The sequence below is a fragment of the Streptomyces sp. NPDC054887 genome (assembly GCF_053610585.1).
Genome location: NZ_JBSGYQ010000016.1, coordinates 23,636 through 39,378 on the forward strand (window position 1 = coordinate 23,636; position 15,743 = coordinate 39,378).

Sequence of the window (15,743 nt, forward strand, 5' to 3'; positions counted from 1 at the left end):
CTTGAATTGTACGGCAGCGGGCCGGGGCGGCGCGGTGTCCGTCCGGCGAGACACGGGCCGACCGGTGTCGTACGGAGCGGGTCCGGCCTCCGGCGAGGAAGGCGCACCGGAGCGGGGGCGGCCCCCGCTCCGGTGCCCCCGGCGGTCAGTTCTCGCCGAGCAGCTTCTTCATGCGAGCGATCTCGGCGCTCTGTGAGGTCACGATGCCGGCGGCCATCTCCTTGGCCGGCCGGTGGGCGCCGTCGGACCGCTCGGTCCGGGCCATCGCGACCGCCCCTTCGTGGTGCTCGGTCATCATCGTGAGGAACGCGGTGTCGAACGCCTCGCCGGAGGACTTCTCCAGCTCCTCCATCTGCCCGGCCGTCATCATTCCGGCCGTCGAGTGCCCGGCGTGCTCGTCCGCCGCGCCCTCCTCGGGAACTTCCTCGCCCCAGGCGGTGAGCCAGCCGGACAGCGTCCGGATCTCCGGCTCCTGAGCCTTCTCGATCTCCGCGGCCAGCTTCTTGACCTCGGCGGACCCTGCCCGGGTCGCCGCCAGCCGGGCCATGTCCACGGCCTGCCGGTGGTGCGGGATCATCCCCTGCGCGAACGTGACGTCGGCGGCGTTCGCCTCGCCCGGCGCGGCGGAGGCGGAGGCGGAGGCCGACGGCGTCGGGGAGGCGCTCTTGTCGTGGCCGGTGTGGCCGGAGGAAGCGCCGTCTCCCCCGCCGCAGGCGGCGAGTACGACGGCGGCGGTGGCCCCGGCCGCCACTGCGGCGGCCCGGCGGATCATGGAACGGTGTGCGGTCATGGTGGTGCTGCTCCTGTGGTGCGCATGGATCGGGACACGGCTGCGGGAGGCGTCGCGACCGGCCGCTGCGGCCGGGGGGAACGCCCGGGGCCGCCTATATGCGCAGGAGTTGCAGTTCGCTCAGTGAGGGTGGGGCCCGCTCGCCCGGCGGCGCCGCGGGGGCCACCGCCGTACCGTCCGCGGGCGCGCCGGAAGGCGCGCCGGCCGGGGCCGGGGCGGGCAGTACGGGGGCTCCGCTCGTACCGCCGGCGGCGCAGGTGGAGTCCGCGTGCTCGACGTGTCCGCCGGCGCCGCCCTCGCCGTGGAGGCAGTCCCGGGCGTGGTCGTGGCCGACGGGGGACGGTGCCCGGCCGTGGGGAGCGTGGGAGGTGCCCGCGCCGTGAGCCGCGGGGGCCGCGTGGGCCCCGTGGGCCGCGGAGTCGCCGGCGGCGGGGCCCGGGTGCGACGGGGCCGCGTGGCGGATGTCCGCCGCGGCGAAGGCCCGCTCCGGGGGCACGGCGGGGCCCAGTCCGTGCATGGCGATCAGGCCCGCGAGCAGGGCCGGCACGAGCAGCGCGTACAGCCGCACCCCGAGGGGCCGGACCGTCCACCACGCCTGCCGACTCATACCGGCATCCTAACCAGCGCCCGGGACGGGACGCCCAGTGCCGTGACTGATGGCAAGTCAGTAGAGTCGAAGGGGGCCAGCCATGGCCCGAGCCCTGTCGTCGACCCGGCAGAACGAGGAGCCGCCCCGTGTTCTACTACGTGCTCAAGTACGTCATTCTCGGGCCACTGCTGAGACTGCTCTTCCGGCCGAGGATCGAGGGGCTCGAGCACATCCCCGACGAGGGCGCCGCGATCGTGGCGGGCAACCACCTGTCGTTCTCCGACCACTTCCTGATGCCCGCGATCATCAAGCGGCGCATCACCTTCCTGGCCAAGGCCGAGTACTTCACGGGCCCGGGCCTCAAGGGCCGGCTGACCGCCGCGTTCTTCCGCAGCGCGGGCCAGATCCCGGTCGACCGGTCGGGCAAGGAGGCGGGGAAGGCGGCGATCCGCGAGGGACTCGGCGTGCTGAGCAAGGGCGAGCTCCTGGGGATCTACCCGGAGGGCACCCGCTCGCACGACGGCCGCCTCTACAAGGGCAAGGTCGGGGTGGCCGCGATGGCACTCCGGGCGGGGGTGCCCGTGATCCCGTGCGCGATGGTCGGCACGTTCGAGATCCAGCCCCCGGGACAGGTCGTGCCGCGCATCAAGCGCGTCGCCATCCGCTTCGGGGAGCCGCTGGACTTCTCCCGCTACGCCGGCCTGGAGAACCAGAAGGCGGCGCTGCGCGCGGTCACCGACGAGATCATGTACGCGATCCTCGAACTATCCGGCCAGGAATACGTCGACCGGTACGCCGCCGAGGTCAAGGCGGAGCAGGCGAAGAAGTTCCCGAGGCTCCTGCGCTGACGGCGTATCAGCGGACGGCGAACTGTGCCCCGGTGGCCGTCGCCGCGCGCCTAACGTCGCTCGTATGACCAAGGGAAACGCATTCGTCGTCGGAGCTGCGGGACAGATCGGGCGGGCGGCCGTACGGGCGCTCGCCGAGGACGGGTGGGAGGTGACGGCGGCGTCGCGGGGCGGCGGCCGTGACGCGTCCTGGTCGCCGGACGTGCGGACGGTGGCACTGGACCGGGACGACGACGCCGCGCTGGCCGCGGCCCTCGGCGACGGCTGCGACGTACTGGTGGACATGGTCGCCATGGAGGAGCGCCACGCGGAGCAGCTGTTGGGGCTCGCGGACCGGATCGGTTCCGCGGTCGTCATCTCCAGCGGCGCCGTCTACGAGGACGACAGGGGGCGCAGCTTCGACACCCAGGCGGAGCCCGACGGGTTCCCGCGCTACCCCGTGCCGATCCCGGAGAGCCTGGCCACCGTGGCGCCGGGCGACGCGACGTACGGGACCAGGAAGGCCGCGATCGAACGGCGGCTGCTGGCGTCCGCCGACCGGTTGCCCACGACGGTGCTGCGGGCGGGCGCGGTCCACGGCCCGTACTGCCGGACGCCCCGCGAGATCCATTTCGTCAAGCGGGTGCTGGACGGACGGAAGGTGCGGATCCTGGCGCACGGCGGGCGCAGCCGGTTCCACCCGGTGCACGTGTCGAACCTCGGCGAGCTGATCCGGCTCGCGGCGGCCCGGCCGGGGGCACGGGTGCTCAACGGCGGCGACCCCGACGTGCCGACCGTCCTGGAGATCAGTGCGGCGATCGACGCGGTGATGGGTGCCCGGAGCGAGCTGGTGATCGTGGAGGGCCCCCCGCCCGCCCCCGAGATCGGGGAGACGCCGTGGGGCGGCGAGCACCCCGTCGTCTTCGACATGTCGGCCGCCGAGCGAGAGCTGGGGTACACGCCGGTGACGCGGTACGCCGAGTCGCTGCCCGCGACCGTGGAATGGCTTGCGGAGGCGCTGCGCGGCCGGGACTGGCGGGAGGCGTTTCCGAGACTGGCGCAGCGCTACGGCCCGGCCGGCGGCCCGTTCGACTACGCGGCGGAGGACGCCTGGCTGGCCGGCGGCTGACCGGCGGCCGTCCGACGGCTGCCGGAGGACGGCGAAGGGGGCGGCCGGAGTTCCGGCCGCCCCCCTGTCACCCGGTCAGGCGGGTCGTGCCGTCACGGCTTCGGCGTGGCGTGCGGGGCGCACGTCACGTCGCGGCTGTCGGTCCTGCCGGTGAGCAGGTAGGTGTCGACCCGGTCGTTCACGCAGGGGTTCGCGATCCCGGTGACGCCGTGCGAGCCGGCGCCCTTCTCGGTGATCAGGCGCGAGCCCTTGAAGCGCTTGTGCAGCTCGACGGCGCCCTCGTACGGAGTGGCGGCGTCGCGCTCGGCCTGCACGATCAGGACCGGCGGCAGTCCCTTGCCGGACTTGACGTTCAGCGGGGTCTGCTGCTTGGACGACCAGGTGGCGCAGGGCAGGTTCATCCAGGCGTTGGCCCACGTCATGAACGGGTGGTCCCTGTGCAGCCGGGTGTTGTCCCGGTCCCACGTCTTCCAGCTCGTGGGCCACTTGGCGTCCGCGCACTCGACGGCGGTGTAGACGGCGTTGCCGTTCTCGGACGCCGCGTTGCCCGCGGTGTCCGACAGGTCGGGCGCGATCTCGTCGACGAGGGCCTGCGTGTCACCCGCGACGTACTTGCTCCAGACCTCGGCGGTGTGCGCCCAGGCGGAGTCGTAGTACGGCGCGCTCTGGAAGAAGCCGACGAGCTCGGCGGGGCCGACGACGCCGCCGATGGGGCTCTTCTTGGCGGTGGCGCGCAGCTTCAGCCACTGCTCCTCGACCTTCTCGGGGGTGTCCCCGAGGTGGTAGGCGGCGTCGTTCTCCGCCACCCACTGCTTCCAGTCGTCCCAGCGCATCTGGAAGGCGACGTCCTGGTCCAGGTTGGCCTGGTACCAGATCTTCTCCTTCGACGGGTTGACGACGCTGTCGACGACCATGCGGCGGACGTGGTTCGGGAACAGGGTTCCGTAGACCGCGCCGAGGTAGGTGCCGTAGGAGACGCCGAGGAAGTTCAGCTTCCGCTCACCGAGCGCGGCGCGCAGGACGTCCAGGTCGCGTGCGGTGTTCGGGGTGGTCATGTGCGGCAGCAACCAGCCGCTGCGCTCCTGGCAGCCGTCCGCGTACTCGGCGGCGAGCTTGCGCTGCGCGCGCTTGTCGGCCTCGCTGTCGGGCACCGGGTCGAGCTTCGGCGCCTTCACGAACTCCTGCGGGTCGACGCACGAGATGGGCGAGGAGTGCCCGACGCCGCGGGGGTCGAAGCCCACGAAGTCGTACGCCTTGGCCAGCTTCGTGTAGATCGGGTTCTTCTTGGTGACACGGGTCGGGAACCGCATGCCCGAGCCGCCGGGGCCGCCCGGGTTGTAGAGCAGCGCTCCCTGGCGGTCCTCCGGGGAGCCGGTGTTGCCGACGCGGTCGACGGCGATCTTGATCGTGCGGCCGTTGGGCTTGGCGTAGTCGACCGGGACGGTGACCCAGCCGCACTGGATGGGCTTGTCGAAGCCCCAGCCGGCCGGGCAGTCGCCCCAGTCGACGCCCGCCTTGGCGGCACGCTGGGCGGCGATCTGGACACCGCGCGCCTCGGACGTGCTGGTGGTGCTGGTGCTGCGGCCCTCGGCGCCGGCGGCCGGCGCGGCCAGCGCGCCGGCCATCAAGGTGCCCGCTATGAGAGTGCCGGCGGAGCCGAGCGCTGCTGTACGTCTCAAGTGGTGCCTCCCCCTGTGAGTGTTGTGGCGTACGTGACGCCAGTGGTCATGGGTCCGTACGGGTACGGGCGAATCCTGTCGTCTGGAGGGTCCTGGGCGACAGGCTGTACCGGCGTTCTTTACCAATCCCATAACCGGAGACCCGTGTCCCGCTGAGCGGTGCAGTTGGCCGTCACCCAAATGTCTGAAGTGCCCGGTCCAGTACGCGCCGCAGCCTCAGCCCGTCGTCCGCCACCGCCGTGACCAGCACGGCGGGTCCTGCGAGCGGCGTGAGCACCGCGTTGTCGCCCAGAAGGGCCGTTTCGCGCGGATGGTGCTCGAAATCCGGGTCCACGACAAGCAGTTGGCCGACGGCCCGGAACCCGCCGAGCACCGCTCCGCCGTCCCACCCGCCGGGCGCCCCCCGGCCGTACGCCAGTTCCTGGTCCAGCAGCGGGCGGCCGGCCCGGTGGACGGTGAGACGGGTGGTCAGCGTGCCGGGCTCCTCGCCGTACCGGCCGAGGATCTGCTCCTCGCGCAGTACCAGGCGGGCCGACGCGGCGAGCCGCACGCGGGTGGTCACGCGCAGGTCGCTGCCGCGCGCCGAGACGAGCGGCTCCGGCAGCCAGCGCAGGCACGCGCCGGCTCCGGCCGTGAGCCGCACGTCGTAGCGGGCGTGTCCGCCGCCGCGCCCGGGCAGGGCGACCGTGGCCGCGGCCGCGTCCACGGTGAGCTCGGCCCCGTCGCCCACCACGGCCTCGACGGCGAGCCGGTCCCCGCCCAGCGGCGCGCTCATCGCGCCGACGACGGTGACCCGGGCGCCGCCGGCCGCACCGCGCGTGCGGCGCAGGGCCAGCGGGCCGTCGCTCTCCAGCACGGGCAGCCGGGTGCCGCCGAGGCCGTCGGGGACGGCGCTGATCCTGGCCGTCGCCGCGATGCCCGCCGGCGCCGCGGTGCCCGCCGGCGCCGCGGTGCCCGCCGGTGCCGCGGTGCCCGCCGGCGCCGCGGTGCGGGCCTGCGCCGCGATGGTCACGCGGACCAGGCGGCGAGCCGCGCGCGTACCCAGTCGGCGACCGGCCGCACGCCGTCGCCGGAGGTCAGCGAGGTGAAGGCGACGGGGAGTTCACCGCGCTGCGCCGCGGCGTCCCTCGCCATGCGGCCGAGGTCGGAGCCGACGTACGGGGCGAGGTCGGTCTTGTTGACGACCAGCAGGTCGGCCGTCGTGACGCCCGGGCCGCCCTTGCGCGGGATGTCGTCGCCGCCCGCCACGTCGATGACGAACACCTGCGCGTCGACCAGCCCCTTGGAGAACGTGGCGGTGAGGTTGTCGCCGCCCGACTCGACGAGGATGAGGTCGAGCGGTCCGACGGCGTCCTCCAGGTCCTCGACCGCTTCGAGGTTGGCGGAGATGTCGTCGCGGATGGCGGTGTGCGGGCAGGCTCCCGTCTCGACGGCCTGGATCCGCTCGGGCGGCAGGACGGCGTTGCGCAGCAGGAACTCGGCGTCCTCGCGCGTGTAGATGTCGTTGGTGACGACGGCGATGGACAACTCGTCGCGCAGCGCGCGGCACAGGGCCGCCACCGTCGCGGTCTTCCCCGAGCCGACCGGTCCGCCGAGCCCGATGCGCAGGGCGCGCCGGGTGCCGTCGGGGCGGGCGGCGTCGGCGCCGACCGCCGTGGCCCTGTCGTGTGTGTGGTCGAGGTGCATGATGTGCGGCTCCTAGGCGGTGTTACGAGGCGAAGAGGCGTACGGGCCAGGCCGCGTGCGCCTCCGCCGTGATGTCGAGCAGCGGCGCGGACGCCGCGGGAAGCGCGTCGGCGCCCTCGGTCAGGGCCCGGCCGGCGGCCTCGGCCGCGCGCCGCGCGACCTGGTCGAGTTCCGGGGCGAGGCGCGCCAGGACGGCGGTGGCCTCGAAGGGGTCGAGGCCGAGCAGCCGTACGACGGCGGTGGCCGGCCCGCCGACGCTCTCGTACGCGGCGCAGTGCGCGGCGTCCCCGGGCGTGAGACCCGCCGCTCGGGCGGTCACGCCGAGCACGACGGGCTGGTGCGCGCCGCGCGGGCGCGCGGCGGCGAGCGCGTCTAGAGCGTCGCACGGCCAGGTGGCGCGGGCGGCGCGCATCAGTTGCCGGCCGAGCTTGCGCGCGGTCGCCCGCAGGGCGGGTGACGGCGTGCGGGCGTCGGCGGCCTCGTCGAGCGCCAGCGCGTCCACACCGGCGGCCGCCGCGGCGGCGAGCGCCGCCGAGGTCAGTCCGGTGGTGTGCAGACGGCCCCGGCAGAAGGCGGCCAGGTCCGCGGCGTCGCGGATCCGGCCGGCCGAGACCGCGGCCTCGGCGCCTCCGGAGTGGGCGTGGCCCCCGGCGGGGAACCGCCCGTCCGCGAGGACGAGGAGGGCGGCCCGCGCCGCCCCGGGGTGCGTACCGTACGTGGAGGTGTCCATGGTCAGAAGAGGAAATAACGCTGCGCCATGGGCAGTTCGGCGGCGGGGGCGGGTTCCACCGCGTCGCCGTCGATCGTGACCGTGAAGGTGTCGGGGTCGACTTCGACACGCGGCAGGGCGTCGTTCTCGCGCATGTCGGCCTTGGTGACCCGGCGCGTGTTGCCGATGGGGACGAACCGCTTGCCGAGGCCGAGGCGTTCGGGCAGCCCGTCCTCGATCGCCGCCGGGGCCACGAAGTTGAACGAGTTGGCGGCGGGCGCCCTGCCGAGCGCACCGAACATCGGCCGGGGCAGCACCGGTTGCGGGGTGGGGATGGACGCGTTGGCGTCGCCCATCTGCGCGTACGCGATCTGGCCGCCCTTGATGACGAGCTGCGGCTTGACGCCGAAGAAGGCCGGGTCCCACAGCACGAGGTCGGCCAGCTTCCCACTCTCCACCGAGCCGATCTCGTGGTCGAGGCCCTGCGCGACGGCCGGGTTGATCGTGTACTTGGCGACATAGCGACGCGCGCGGTGGTTGTCGGCGCGCCCGTCGCCCGGCAGGGAGCCGCGGCGCCGCTTCATGACGTGCGCGGTCTGCCAGGTGCGCAGCGCGACCTCGCCGACACGGCCCATCGCCTGCGAGTCGGAGGAGATGATCGAGATGGCGCCGAGGTCGTGCAGGATGTCCTCGGCCGCGATGGTGGAGGGCCGGATGCGGGACTCCGCGAAGGCGAGGTCCTCCGGCACGGCGGGGTTGAGGTGGTGGCAGACCATCAGCATGTCGAGGTGTTCCTCGATGGTGTTGACGGTGTGCGGCCGGGTCGGGTTGGTGGAGCTGGGCAGGACGTGCGGCTCGGAGACGACCGTGATGATGTCCGGGGCGTGCCCTCCGCCGGCTCCCTCGGTGTGGTACGCGTGGATGGTGCGGCCGGCGATGGCGGCGAGGGTGTCCCCGACGAATCCGGCCTCGTTCAGCGTGTCGGTGTGGATGGCGAGCTGTGCGCCGGTCTCCTCGCACACGCCGAGGCAGGCGTCGATGACGGCGGGGGTGGCCCCCCAGTCCTCGTGGATCTTGAATCCGAGTGCGCCGCCCCGCAGTTGGGCGTGCATCGCGTCGCGGGACATCGTGTTGCCCTTGCCCAGCAGGCCGATGTTGACCGGGTAGTGCTCGAGCGATGCGAACATCCGGGCCAGGTGCCAGCCGCCGGGCGTGACCGTGGTGGCCTTCGTGCCCTCGGCGGGTCCGGTGCCGCCGCCGACGAGCGTGGTGATCCCGGAGGACAGGGCCTGCTCGACGACGGTCGGCGAGATGAAGTGGACGTGCGCGTCGATGGTGCCGGCCGTGAGGATCTTGCCGTTGCCGGCGATGATCTCGGTCTCGGGGCCGATGACGAGGTCGGGGTGCACGCCGTCCATGGTGTCCGGGTTGCCGGCCTTGCCGATGCCGGTGATCCGCCCGTCCCGCAGCCCCACGTCGGCCTTCACGACGCCCCAGTGGTCGAGGATCACCGCGCCGGTGACGACGGTGTCGGGCGCGCCCTCGGCCCGGGTCGTACGGGCCTGGCCCATGGACTCGCGGATGACCTTCCCGCCGCCGAACACCGCCTCGTCGCCGGCGCGTCCGGGCCCGCCGCAGCGGTCCTCCTCGATCTCGACGAGCAGGTCGGTGTCGGCGAGGCGGATGCGATCGCCGGTGGTCGGGCCGAACAGGTCGGCGTACACGGGGCGCGAAAGCTCAGGCATCGAGGGGGCCTCCGGTCTCCCCGCGCAGACCGGCGACGACGCGCCTGCCCCCGACGGGGACGAGTTCGACGTCGACGGGGATGCCGGGCTCGAAGCGCACGGCGGTGCCCGCGGCGATGTTCAGCCGCAGGCCGCGGGCGGCGGCGCGGTCGAAGTCGAGGCCGGGGTTGGCCTCGGCGAAGTGGTAGTGGGAGCCGACCTGGACCGGCCGGTCGGCCGCGTTCAGGACGGTGAGGCGGGTGACGGCGAGGCCCGCGTTGAGGGCGACGGGTTCGTCGGCGTACAGGATCTCTCCGGGGATCATCGGCCGCGTCTCCCCGTCAGGCGATCGGTTCGTGGACGGTGACGAGCTTGGTGCCGTCCGGGAAGGTCGCCTCGACCTGCACGTCGTGGATCATCTCGGGGATGCCCTCCATGACGTCGTCACGGGTGAGCACCCGGCGGCCCGACGACATGAGTTCGGCGACGCTGCGGCCGTCGCGGGCGCCCTCGAGGATGTGCGAGGTGATCAGGGCCACCGACTCCGGGTGATTGAGCTTCACGCCGCGCGCGCGGCGCTTCTCCGCCACGTCCGCCGCCACATGGATGAGCAGTCGTTCCTGCTCGTGCGGGGTCAGTTGCACGCGTGCTACCTCCAGTCCAGCCGCCCGGCCTCCCGGACGGGGGCAGGCGGATCCAACGCGCCGACGAGGCCGAGGACGGATGCGGAACCGCCGCGTCCACCTCGGGCGCAGCGGGACCCTATCCAACTTCAACACTCTGTTGACCTGCGTTTTCTGGCCGCACGGCCAGGCATTGCACGTTAGAGCGGAAGTTTTTCCAACGCGTTAACTGGCGCTTTGCACGGCCATGGACATTCACCCGCGCGGACCCGCGCCGCGCCCGCGGGAACGGGGCCCGGCCGTATACGGGCGCGCCGGGACCTCTCCTGCCACCGCGTCAGTTCTCGGGGGTCTCGCCCCGGTGCTCGGCTGCGATGCCGAAGCGGCGCCGTTCGCCGGGAGCGGACGTGGCCGGGCCGATCCGGGAGACGGAACTGATCACCGGCTCGTCCGCGGCCTCCGCATCACCCTCCAGTCGCGCCAGGTCAGCGGCGGAGACCAGGGCCACCAGCGGCTTCCCGTGCCGGGTCACGACCACGCGTTCGCCGCCGTAGACGACGCGGTTGATCAGCTCCGCCAGTTCTGCCCGGGCTTGCGTCACCGGAATCTCGTACGCCATGCTCCCCATAGTACGAGCTGTACGTCCTGTACATTTTTTACAGAAACTCGGAGGCATCGCCATGCACTGGCACATCCGCACCGCCCGCTATGTACTCCCCCAGTTCACCGAGCGCACCAGCACGGGCAGCCGCACGGTCGATCCGTACGCGAAGCTGCTCGACGAGCGGATCGTCTTCCTGGGGACGGCCGTCGACGACACGGCGGCCAACGACGTGACGGCGCAGTTCATGCACCTCGAACACGCCGCTCCCGACCGGGACATCTCGCTCTACATCAACTCCCCCGGCGGATCGCACACCGCGATGTCCGCGATCTACGACACGATCCAGTTCGTCGCCTGCGACGTCGAGACAATCTGTCTGGGCCAGGCCGCCGCCTCGGCCGCTCTGCTCCTCGCGGCGGGCACCCCGGGCAAGCGCCTCGCTCTGCCGGGCGCCCGGGTGCTGCTCAGTCAGCCCTCCGTCGACGAGCCGGTGTACGGCCGGCCCTCCGACCTCGAGATCGAGGCGCGGGAGCTGACGCGCATGCGGGAGCTGCTCACCGAACTCCTCGCGCGTCACACCGGTCAGAGCGCCGAGCGCGTCGGCCGGGACATCGAGCGGGACACGGTGTTCACGGCCGAAGCGGCGGCGGCGTACGGGCTGGTGGACCACGTCGTCCCGAGCCGCAAGTCCTCCCTCGCGCCCGCGGAGCCGAGGTGAACCCGGGCATGCTGCCGCCCGAGCCGCCGCCGCTGCCCGCGCTGACGCGCGCCGTGTGCGACTTCGTCGACCGCTACCTGGAGGTCCTCGATCTGCTGGGCAGGGTCAACCCGGCACACGGCCCGGACACCTACGGCGCCCTGCGGGCCGCGCAGGCCCTCGCCGGGAAGGCCGCCGGCCTGCGGGACGCCCTCGCCCTGATGCACGAACGGGGCGAGAGCCGCCTGCACGCGACCACGCTCACACGGGCGCTTAAGGTGCTCGACGGAGAGCGCAGGGCACGCCGCGTCACCCTTCCGCCCACTGCGGCGAGTTGAGGCACGCCCGACCGCATACCCCATTGGCGTACGAGAAAGGCTCATCCGAACGGGGTAGGAAATACCCGATCAGCGGTACGCCCCAACTTGCGCGACACGCCTACGCGTCGAGCGGAATGACCCGTTCCGCCGCTGGTACGAGGCTCGCCGGGCACCCGCGCCGTCCGGCGTGAATCCGCCTGTCCACCCGAACGGGTCATCGGTGAGGAGCCTCACAAAACGCCGTTTCGGCTCGGAAATCCGGTGGTTCATGAGTCAAGATCCCTGGGACGACAAGCCCCCGCCACCGCGGCGGGGCGGTCCGGGCGGACGCCGAGTCCTGCCGCTGTCCCGGATGACTGGTCGACAGGAGTGCATCGGCAGGAGTGGAGGACCCAAGCAGTACGGGGTGACCGGAGACGGTCGTCCCTCGGGGTGAAGCCGCATCACGTGGCCGGGCATCTTCGCCTGTCCGAACCCGACAGGTCATCCTTCACAGGCGGCTGACGAAGGGTTGCGCATGACCGCGCACAAGAATGTTCCGTCCGTGCTGTCCCGGGCGGGAGCCGCATCGGCTCTCACCCTCGCCGCCATCGGCGGCACGATGCTGGCGCCGGGGGCCGTCCCCGAGGCACACGCCGCGTCGCACCTGACGAAGGCGCTCGATGTCGCCGCGTCGAAGAAGGGCGCTCCGTACAAGTACGGGGCGGCGGGTCCGAGCCGGTTCGACTGCTCCGGGCTGACGCTCTACTCGTACAAGAAGGCCGGCAAGAAGCTGCCGCGCACCGCCCAGTCCCAGTACAACAAGACCCGTCACATCTCCGCCTCGAGCCGCAAGCGCGGAGACCTGGTCTTCTTCCACTCGGGCCCGAGCGTCTACCACGTGGGCATCTACGCGGGGAAGGGCAAGATCTGGCACTCCCCCAAGTCCGGCTCCGTGGTCAGGCTGGAGAAGATCTGGTCCAAGAGCGTCTGGTACGGCCGGGTGCGCTGACCTTTCCGGCCGACTGTCGGTCCTGGCAGATACGTCCGCGACCAGGACCTTCCCGCCTCGGCGCGCGCACGGTCGGCGACCAGCGCGTCGAGGACGGTCCGGGCCGTCGTGGCCGGCCCCGGGGGCAACGAGTTCTGTGCGGAGCGCGGTGCCGAGGAGCGGTGGCATGTCCGACCCCGTCCGAACGCGGGGCGGGGGCGGGCGGCGTGCCGGATGCCGCCGGGGCGGTCGCCGGGACGTCGGGGTTCGCGTTCCCGATGCACGTCGGGACGGTCGTTCCGGGACCGGCCTCCGTGGGCCGGCGTCCTCGGCTACGGGCCGACGGGCTGCTGTACGGGGGCGGTCCACGGCAGTTCGATCCACACGGTCTTGCCCCCCTCCCGGGTGGGCTGGACCGAGACCCGTCCGCCGCACTCGGCGGTGAGGGACCGGATGATCACTATGCCGCGCCCGTTGTCCTGCTGGACGGCGGCGGGAAGCCGCCGGGGCCAGCGGGGGTGACTGTCGGTCACTCCGATGCGCAGCTGCTCGCACCGGTCGAGCCGTACGTCGACGGTGAAGGTCGGCGACTGGCCGAAGGTGTGCTGCACGGCGTTGGTGGCCAGCTCCGAAACGATCAGCCGTACGGTTTCGGCGGCGTCGGATCCCGGCGTCATGCCCCACTCGCCGAGGATGCGCGCGACGTATCTCCTCGCGGCGGAGACCGAGGCTGGCTCGCTCGGCAGAGTGACGGATGCTTCCTGGTGGTCTGCCATGGCGACGCTGTCCCTTTCCCACCGGGGCCGGACTCCGACTCGTAGCGGATGAACTTCGAGGACGGCCTCGGACTGTGCTTCGCGCCAGAGTGCCATTCACGGTGTCGCAGCAGGGCGTGATCCCCCGAGATGTGCATATATCTGTCGCTCGAAGCGGTGAAATCTGGCAGGTGAGCCCCCGCGCGGACTTCCACCGGCGCATCCTGGCCCGTTGGGAGGAATGGGAAGGAGGCGGACATGCGGCACAGTCCCGCGGTGCGTCGGCGCAAGCTCGGGGAGGAACTGCGCAGGCTGCGCGACAGGGCGGGGCTGACCAGTCCCCAGGCCGCCCGCCTGGTCGGGTGGCACCAGTCGAAGGTGAGCAGGATCGAGACCGGGCGCAGCACGGTGAAGCCGTCCGACGTGACCCGGCTGCTCGACGTGTACGGAGTGACGGACCCCCGGCTGCGGGAGCTCGTCGACGCGCTGACCGGCCCGTCGGCCGACGCGGGCGGGAAGCACTGGTGGCACGCGTACCGCGGGTTGCTGCCGCCCCAGTACCGCGACCTGATCAGCCTGGAGTCGCAGGCGGGTGCGGCGCGCACGCTGGAGACCGCCGTGGTGCCCGGGCTGCTCCAGACGCCGGACTACGCGCGGGAGGTGACCCGGGCGGCGCTGGCGGGGATGCCGGCGGCGAAGGTGGATGCGCTGGTCGAAGTGCGGACGGCCCGCCAGGAGGTGCTGGGCGCCGCGAGACCGCTGGAGCTGAGCGCGGTGCTGGACGAGGCCGTGCTGCACCGGTCCGTGGGCGGCCGGCAGGTCATGAAACAGCAGTTGGGGCGGCTGCTGGAGGCGGGGGAACTGCCCCACGTCCGTCTGCAGGTACTGCCGTACGCGTCCGGAGCCCACGTTGGGCTCACGGGTTCTTTCATTATCTTCTCCTTTCCGAACATGGCTGATCTGGATGTGGTCGTTATCGACCACTTGACGAGTAGCCTCTATCTCGAACGGAAAGAAGACCTCAAGGCGTACGACGCCGCGTTCAACGCGCTTCAGGCACAGGCCCTTTCACCCGAGGAATCATCCGCTCTCATCGCCCGCATCGGTGATGCCCGGTAGGGAGGCACCATGTCCGAACCCCTCGCGCACGTCCCGTCCAGCACGTCCCTGAGCGGAGCCCGGTGGCGGCGCAGCAGCCGCAGCACCGGGATGAACAACTGCGTCGAGACGGCCCGCCTCGACGACGGCCTGCTGGCCGTACGCGATTCCAAGCACGTCGCACGGCCCGCCCTCCTCTTCGCGGCGGAGACGTGGACGTCGTTCCTCTCCGCCGTGCGCGACGAGGCGCTCGGGGAGGGCGGCCGGCCGTAGGGCGGCCGGCGTCGAGCGGCCCGGCGTTCAGAACGCGGCGGCGGGAGCGGTCCGCACGACCGTGGCCACCGCCGCCCCGACCTGCGCGTCCGTCAGATCCGCGCGTGCGGTGAGCCGGAGCCGGGAGATCCCGTCCGGCACCGACGGCGGGCGGAAACAGCCCACGACCAGGCCGGCCGCCCGGCAGTCGGCCGCCCACCGCAGCGCCTGCGCGGGCGAGGGCGCCAGGACCGACACCACGGCCGCGTCCGGGCGTACGGCGGACAGTCCCGCGTCCGTCAGCCCCCGGTGCAGCGAAGCGGCGACCGTCCGCGCCCGCCCGGCCAGTTCCGGCTCGCCGCGCAGCAGCCGGACGCTCGCCAGCGCGGCGCCCGCGGCGGCCGGTGCGAGACCGGTGTCGAAGATGAACGTACGGGCCGTGTTGACCAGGTGGTCGACGACCCGGGCCGGGCCGAGCACCGCTCCGCCCTGGCTGCCGAGCGACTTCGACAGGGTGAGCGTGGCCACGACGCCGTCCGCGCCCGCCAGGCCCGCCGCGTCCAGCGCTCCCCTGCCTCCCTCGCCGAGGACGCCGAGACCGTGGGCGTCGTCGACCAGCAGGCCCGCGCCGTGCGCACGGCAGGCGGCGGCGAGTGCGGGAAGGGGCGCCGCGTCGCCGTCCACCGAGAACACCGAGTCGGTGACGGCCAGGGCGCGGCCGCCGTGCGCGTCGAGCGCCTTGCGCACGGCGTCGGGGTCCGCGTGCGGCACGACGGCGGTGGTGGCGCGCGCGAGCCGGCAGCCGTCGACGATCGAGGCGTGGTTGAGCGCGTCCGAGACGATGAGCGAGCCGTGGCCGCCGAGGGAGGTGAGCGCGGCGAGGTTGGCGGCGTAACCGGAGGAGAGGACGAGGGCCGCCTCGAAGCCGCAGAAATCGGCCAATTCCCGCTCAAGTTCGGCGTGCAGCTCGGTACTGCCCGTGACCAGCCGCGATCCGGTGGCCCCGGCGCCCCAGCGGCGGGCGGCCTCCGCGGCGGCGGCGGTGACCTCGGGCCGGTGCGCCAGCCCGAGGTAGTCGTTGCTCGCGAGGTCGAGCTGGGCGGACTCGGCGGGGCGCGGGCGCAGGGTTCTGACGAGCCCGGCCTTCGCGCGTACCGCCGCCTGCTCGTCGATCCAGTCGAACGGTCCCTGGGGCATGGAAGAGTCCCTTTTGTAGGCAGCCCACAGACACTAGCCGGGCCCGCGCGAGGTCAGGGTGTGGCGATACCCACACCTCATGAGGCCGCTCTTG

The 15,743-nt window shown here is 72.8% G+C and carries 19 protein-coding genes; 7 read left to right on the top strand and 12 right to left on the bottom strand.

Translation table 11 applies throughout. The features are described 5' to 3' along the window. Nucleotides 1-145: 145 nt before the first annotated feature. Together ACWGH0_RS11880 and ACWGH0_RS11885 are read right to left on the bottom strand one after the other, a co-directional pair. Nucleotides 146-790 (bottom strand): DUF305 domain-containing protein, encoded by a 645-nt coding sequence (locus ACWGH0_RS11880; RefSeq protein ID WP_453404023.1) that lies wholly within the window; start codon nucleotides 788-790, stop codon nucleotides 146-148. Between the two features lie 94 nt (nucleotides 791-884). After that, the gene (locus tag ACWGH0_RS11885) at nucleotides 885-1,397 is read right to left on the bottom strand and encodes a DUF6153 family protein (RefSeq protein ID WP_453404024.1); all 513 of its coding nucleotides are present in this window, start codon (nucleotides 1,395-1,397) and stop codon (nucleotides 885-887) included. Nucleotides 1,398-1,525: 128 nt separating this feature from the next. Between ACWGH0_RS11885 and ACWGH0_RS11890 the strand changes: the two genes are divergently transcribed. Continuing rightward, complete coding sequence (locus ACWGH0_RS11890; RefSeq protein WP_453404025.1) at nucleotides 1,526-2,227, top strand: lysophospholipid acyltransferase family protein; 702 nt, start codon at nucleotides 1,526-1,528, stop codon at nucleotides 2,225-2,227. Between the two features lie 64 nt (nucleotides 2,228-2,291). Then, nucleotides 2,292-3,335 carry an NAD-dependent epimerase/dehydratase family protein gene (locus ACWGH0_RS11895; protein ID WP_453404026.1) on the top strand — a complete coding sequence of 348 codons (1,044 nt, stop codon included), beginning with the start codon at nucleotides 2,292-2,294 and terminating at the stop codon, nucleotides 3,333-3,335. Between the two features lie 92 nt (nucleotides 3,336-3,427). On the opposite strand, the gene ACWGH0_RS11900 is transcribed toward ACWGH0_RS11895, so the two are convergent. The 8 genes from ACWGH0_RS11900 to ACWGH0_RS11935 form a co-directional block, all read right to left on the bottom strand. Further along, a complete protein-coding gene (locus ACWGH0_RS11900; protein WP_453404121.1) occupies nucleotides 3,428-4,960 on the bottom strand; it encodes an alpha/beta hydrolase in 1,533 nt (510 codons plus the stop codon). A gap of 226 nt (nucleotides 4,961-5,186) precedes the next feature. Then, nucleotides 5,187-5,930 (bottom strand): urease accessory protein UreD, encoded by a 744-nt coding sequence (locus ACWGH0_RS11905; RefSeq protein ID WP_453404122.1) that lies wholly within the window; start codon nucleotides 5,928-5,930, stop codon nucleotides 5,187-5,189. A 92-nt stretch (nucleotides 5,931-6,022) separates the two neighbouring features. Next, nucleotides 6,023-6,700 carry an urease accessory protein UreG gene (gene ureG / locus ACWGH0_RS11910; RefSeq protein WP_453404027.1) on the bottom strand — a complete coding sequence of 226 codons (678 nt, stop codon included), beginning with the start codon at nucleotides 6,698-6,700 and terminating at the stop codon, nucleotides 6,023-6,025. A gap of 22 nt (nucleotides 6,701-6,722) precedes the next feature. Further along, nucleotides 6,723-7,430 (bottom strand): urease accessory protein UreF, encoded by a 708-nt coding sequence (locus tag ACWGH0_RS11915; protein ID WP_453404028.1) that lies wholly within the window; start codon nucleotides 7,428-7,430, stop codon nucleotides 6,723-6,725. Nucleotides 7,431-7,432: 2 nt separating this feature from the next. Beyond that, a complete protein-coding gene (locus ACWGH0_RS11920; RefSeq protein ID WP_453404029.1) occupies nucleotides 7,433-9,154 on the bottom strand; it encodes an urease subunit alpha in 1,722 nt (573 codons plus the stop codon). Next, a complete protein-coding gene (locus ACWGH0_RS11925; protein WP_453404030.1) occupies nucleotides 9,147-9,458 on the bottom strand; it encodes an urease subunit beta in 312 nt (103 codons plus the stop codon). Before ACWGH0_RS11925 ends, ACWGH0_RS11920 begins: the two co-directional genes overlap by 8 nt. A 16-nt stretch (nucleotides 9,459-9,474) precedes the next feature. Beyond that, nucleotides 9,475-9,777 carry an urease subunit gamma gene (locus ACWGH0_RS11930; RefSeq protein WP_453404031.1) on the bottom strand — a complete coding sequence of 101 codons (303 nt, stop codon included), beginning with the start codon at nucleotides 9,775-9,777 and terminating at the stop codon, nucleotides 9,475-9,477. A gap of 316 nt (nucleotides 9,778-10,093) precedes the next feature. Next, nucleotides 10,094-10,375, bottom strand: coding sequence for a type II toxin-antitoxin system Phd/YefM family antitoxin (locus tag ACWGH0_RS11935; protein WP_453404032.1), 282 nt, complete (start codon nucleotides 10,373-10,375; stop codon nucleotides 10,094-10,096). Nucleotides 10,376-10,436: 61 nt separating this feature from the next. Between ACWGH0_RS11935 and ACWGH0_RS11940 the strand changes: the two genes are divergently transcribed. From ACWGH0_RS11940 to ACWGH0_RS11950, 3 genes are all read left to right on the top strand, one after another. Then, a complete protein-coding gene (locus ACWGH0_RS11940) occupies nucleotides 10,437-11,078 on the top strand; it encodes an ATP-dependent Clp protease proteolytic subunit (RefSeq protein WP_453404033.1) in 642 nt (213 codons plus the stop codon). Nucleotides 11,079-11,086: 8 nt separating this feature from the next. After that, nucleotides 11,087-11,395 (top strand): hypothetical protein, encoded by a 309-nt coding sequence (locus tag ACWGH0_RS11945; protein WP_453404034.1) that lies wholly within the window; start codon nucleotides 11,087-11,089, stop codon nucleotides 11,393-11,395. 499 nt (nucleotides 11,396-11,894) lie between these two features. After that, the gene (locus tag ACWGH0_RS11950) at nucleotides 11,895-12,368 is read left to right on the top strand and encodes a C40 family peptidase (protein WP_453404035.1); all 474 of its coding nucleotides are present in this window, start codon (nucleotides 11,895-11,897) and stop codon (nucleotides 12,366-12,368) included. A 311-nt stretch (nucleotides 12,369-12,679) separates the two neighbouring features. Here ACWGH0_RS11950 and ACWGH0_RS11955 read toward each other — a convergent pair whose 3' ends face one another. After that, a complete protein-coding gene (locus ACWGH0_RS11955) occupies nucleotides 12,680-13,123 on the bottom strand; it encodes an ATP-binding protein (protein ID WP_453404036.1) in 444 nt (147 codons plus the stop codon). Between the two features lie 237 nt (nucleotides 13,124-13,360). On the opposite strand from ACWGH0_RS11955, the gene ACWGH0_RS11960 reads away from it, so the two are divergent. Both ACWGH0_RS11960 and ACWGH0_RS11965 read left to right on the top strand, forming a co-directional pair. Continuing rightward, the gene (locus ACWGH0_RS11960) at nucleotides 13,361-14,221 is read left to right on the top strand and encodes a helix-turn-helix domain-containing protein (RefSeq protein WP_453404037.1); all 861 of its coding nucleotides are present in this window, start codon (nucleotides 13,361-13,363) and stop codon (nucleotides 14,219-14,221) included. 9 nt (nucleotides 14,222-14,230) lie between these two features. Then, a complete protein-coding gene (locus tag ACWGH0_RS11965) occupies nucleotides 14,231-14,473 on the top strand; it encodes a DUF397 domain-containing protein (RefSeq protein WP_453404038.1) in 243 nt (80 codons plus the stop codon). 27 nt (nucleotides 14,474-14,500) lie between these two features. Here the strand turns inward: ACWGH0_RS11965 and ACWGH0_RS11970 are convergent, their stop codons facing one another. Continuing rightward, entirely contained in the window at nucleotides 14,501-15,649 is a 1,149-nt protein-coding gene (locus tag ACWGH0_RS11970) for an 8-amino-7-oxononanoate synthase (protein WP_453404039.1), read from the bottom strand. Nucleotides 15,650-15,743: the final 94 nt, after the last annotated feature.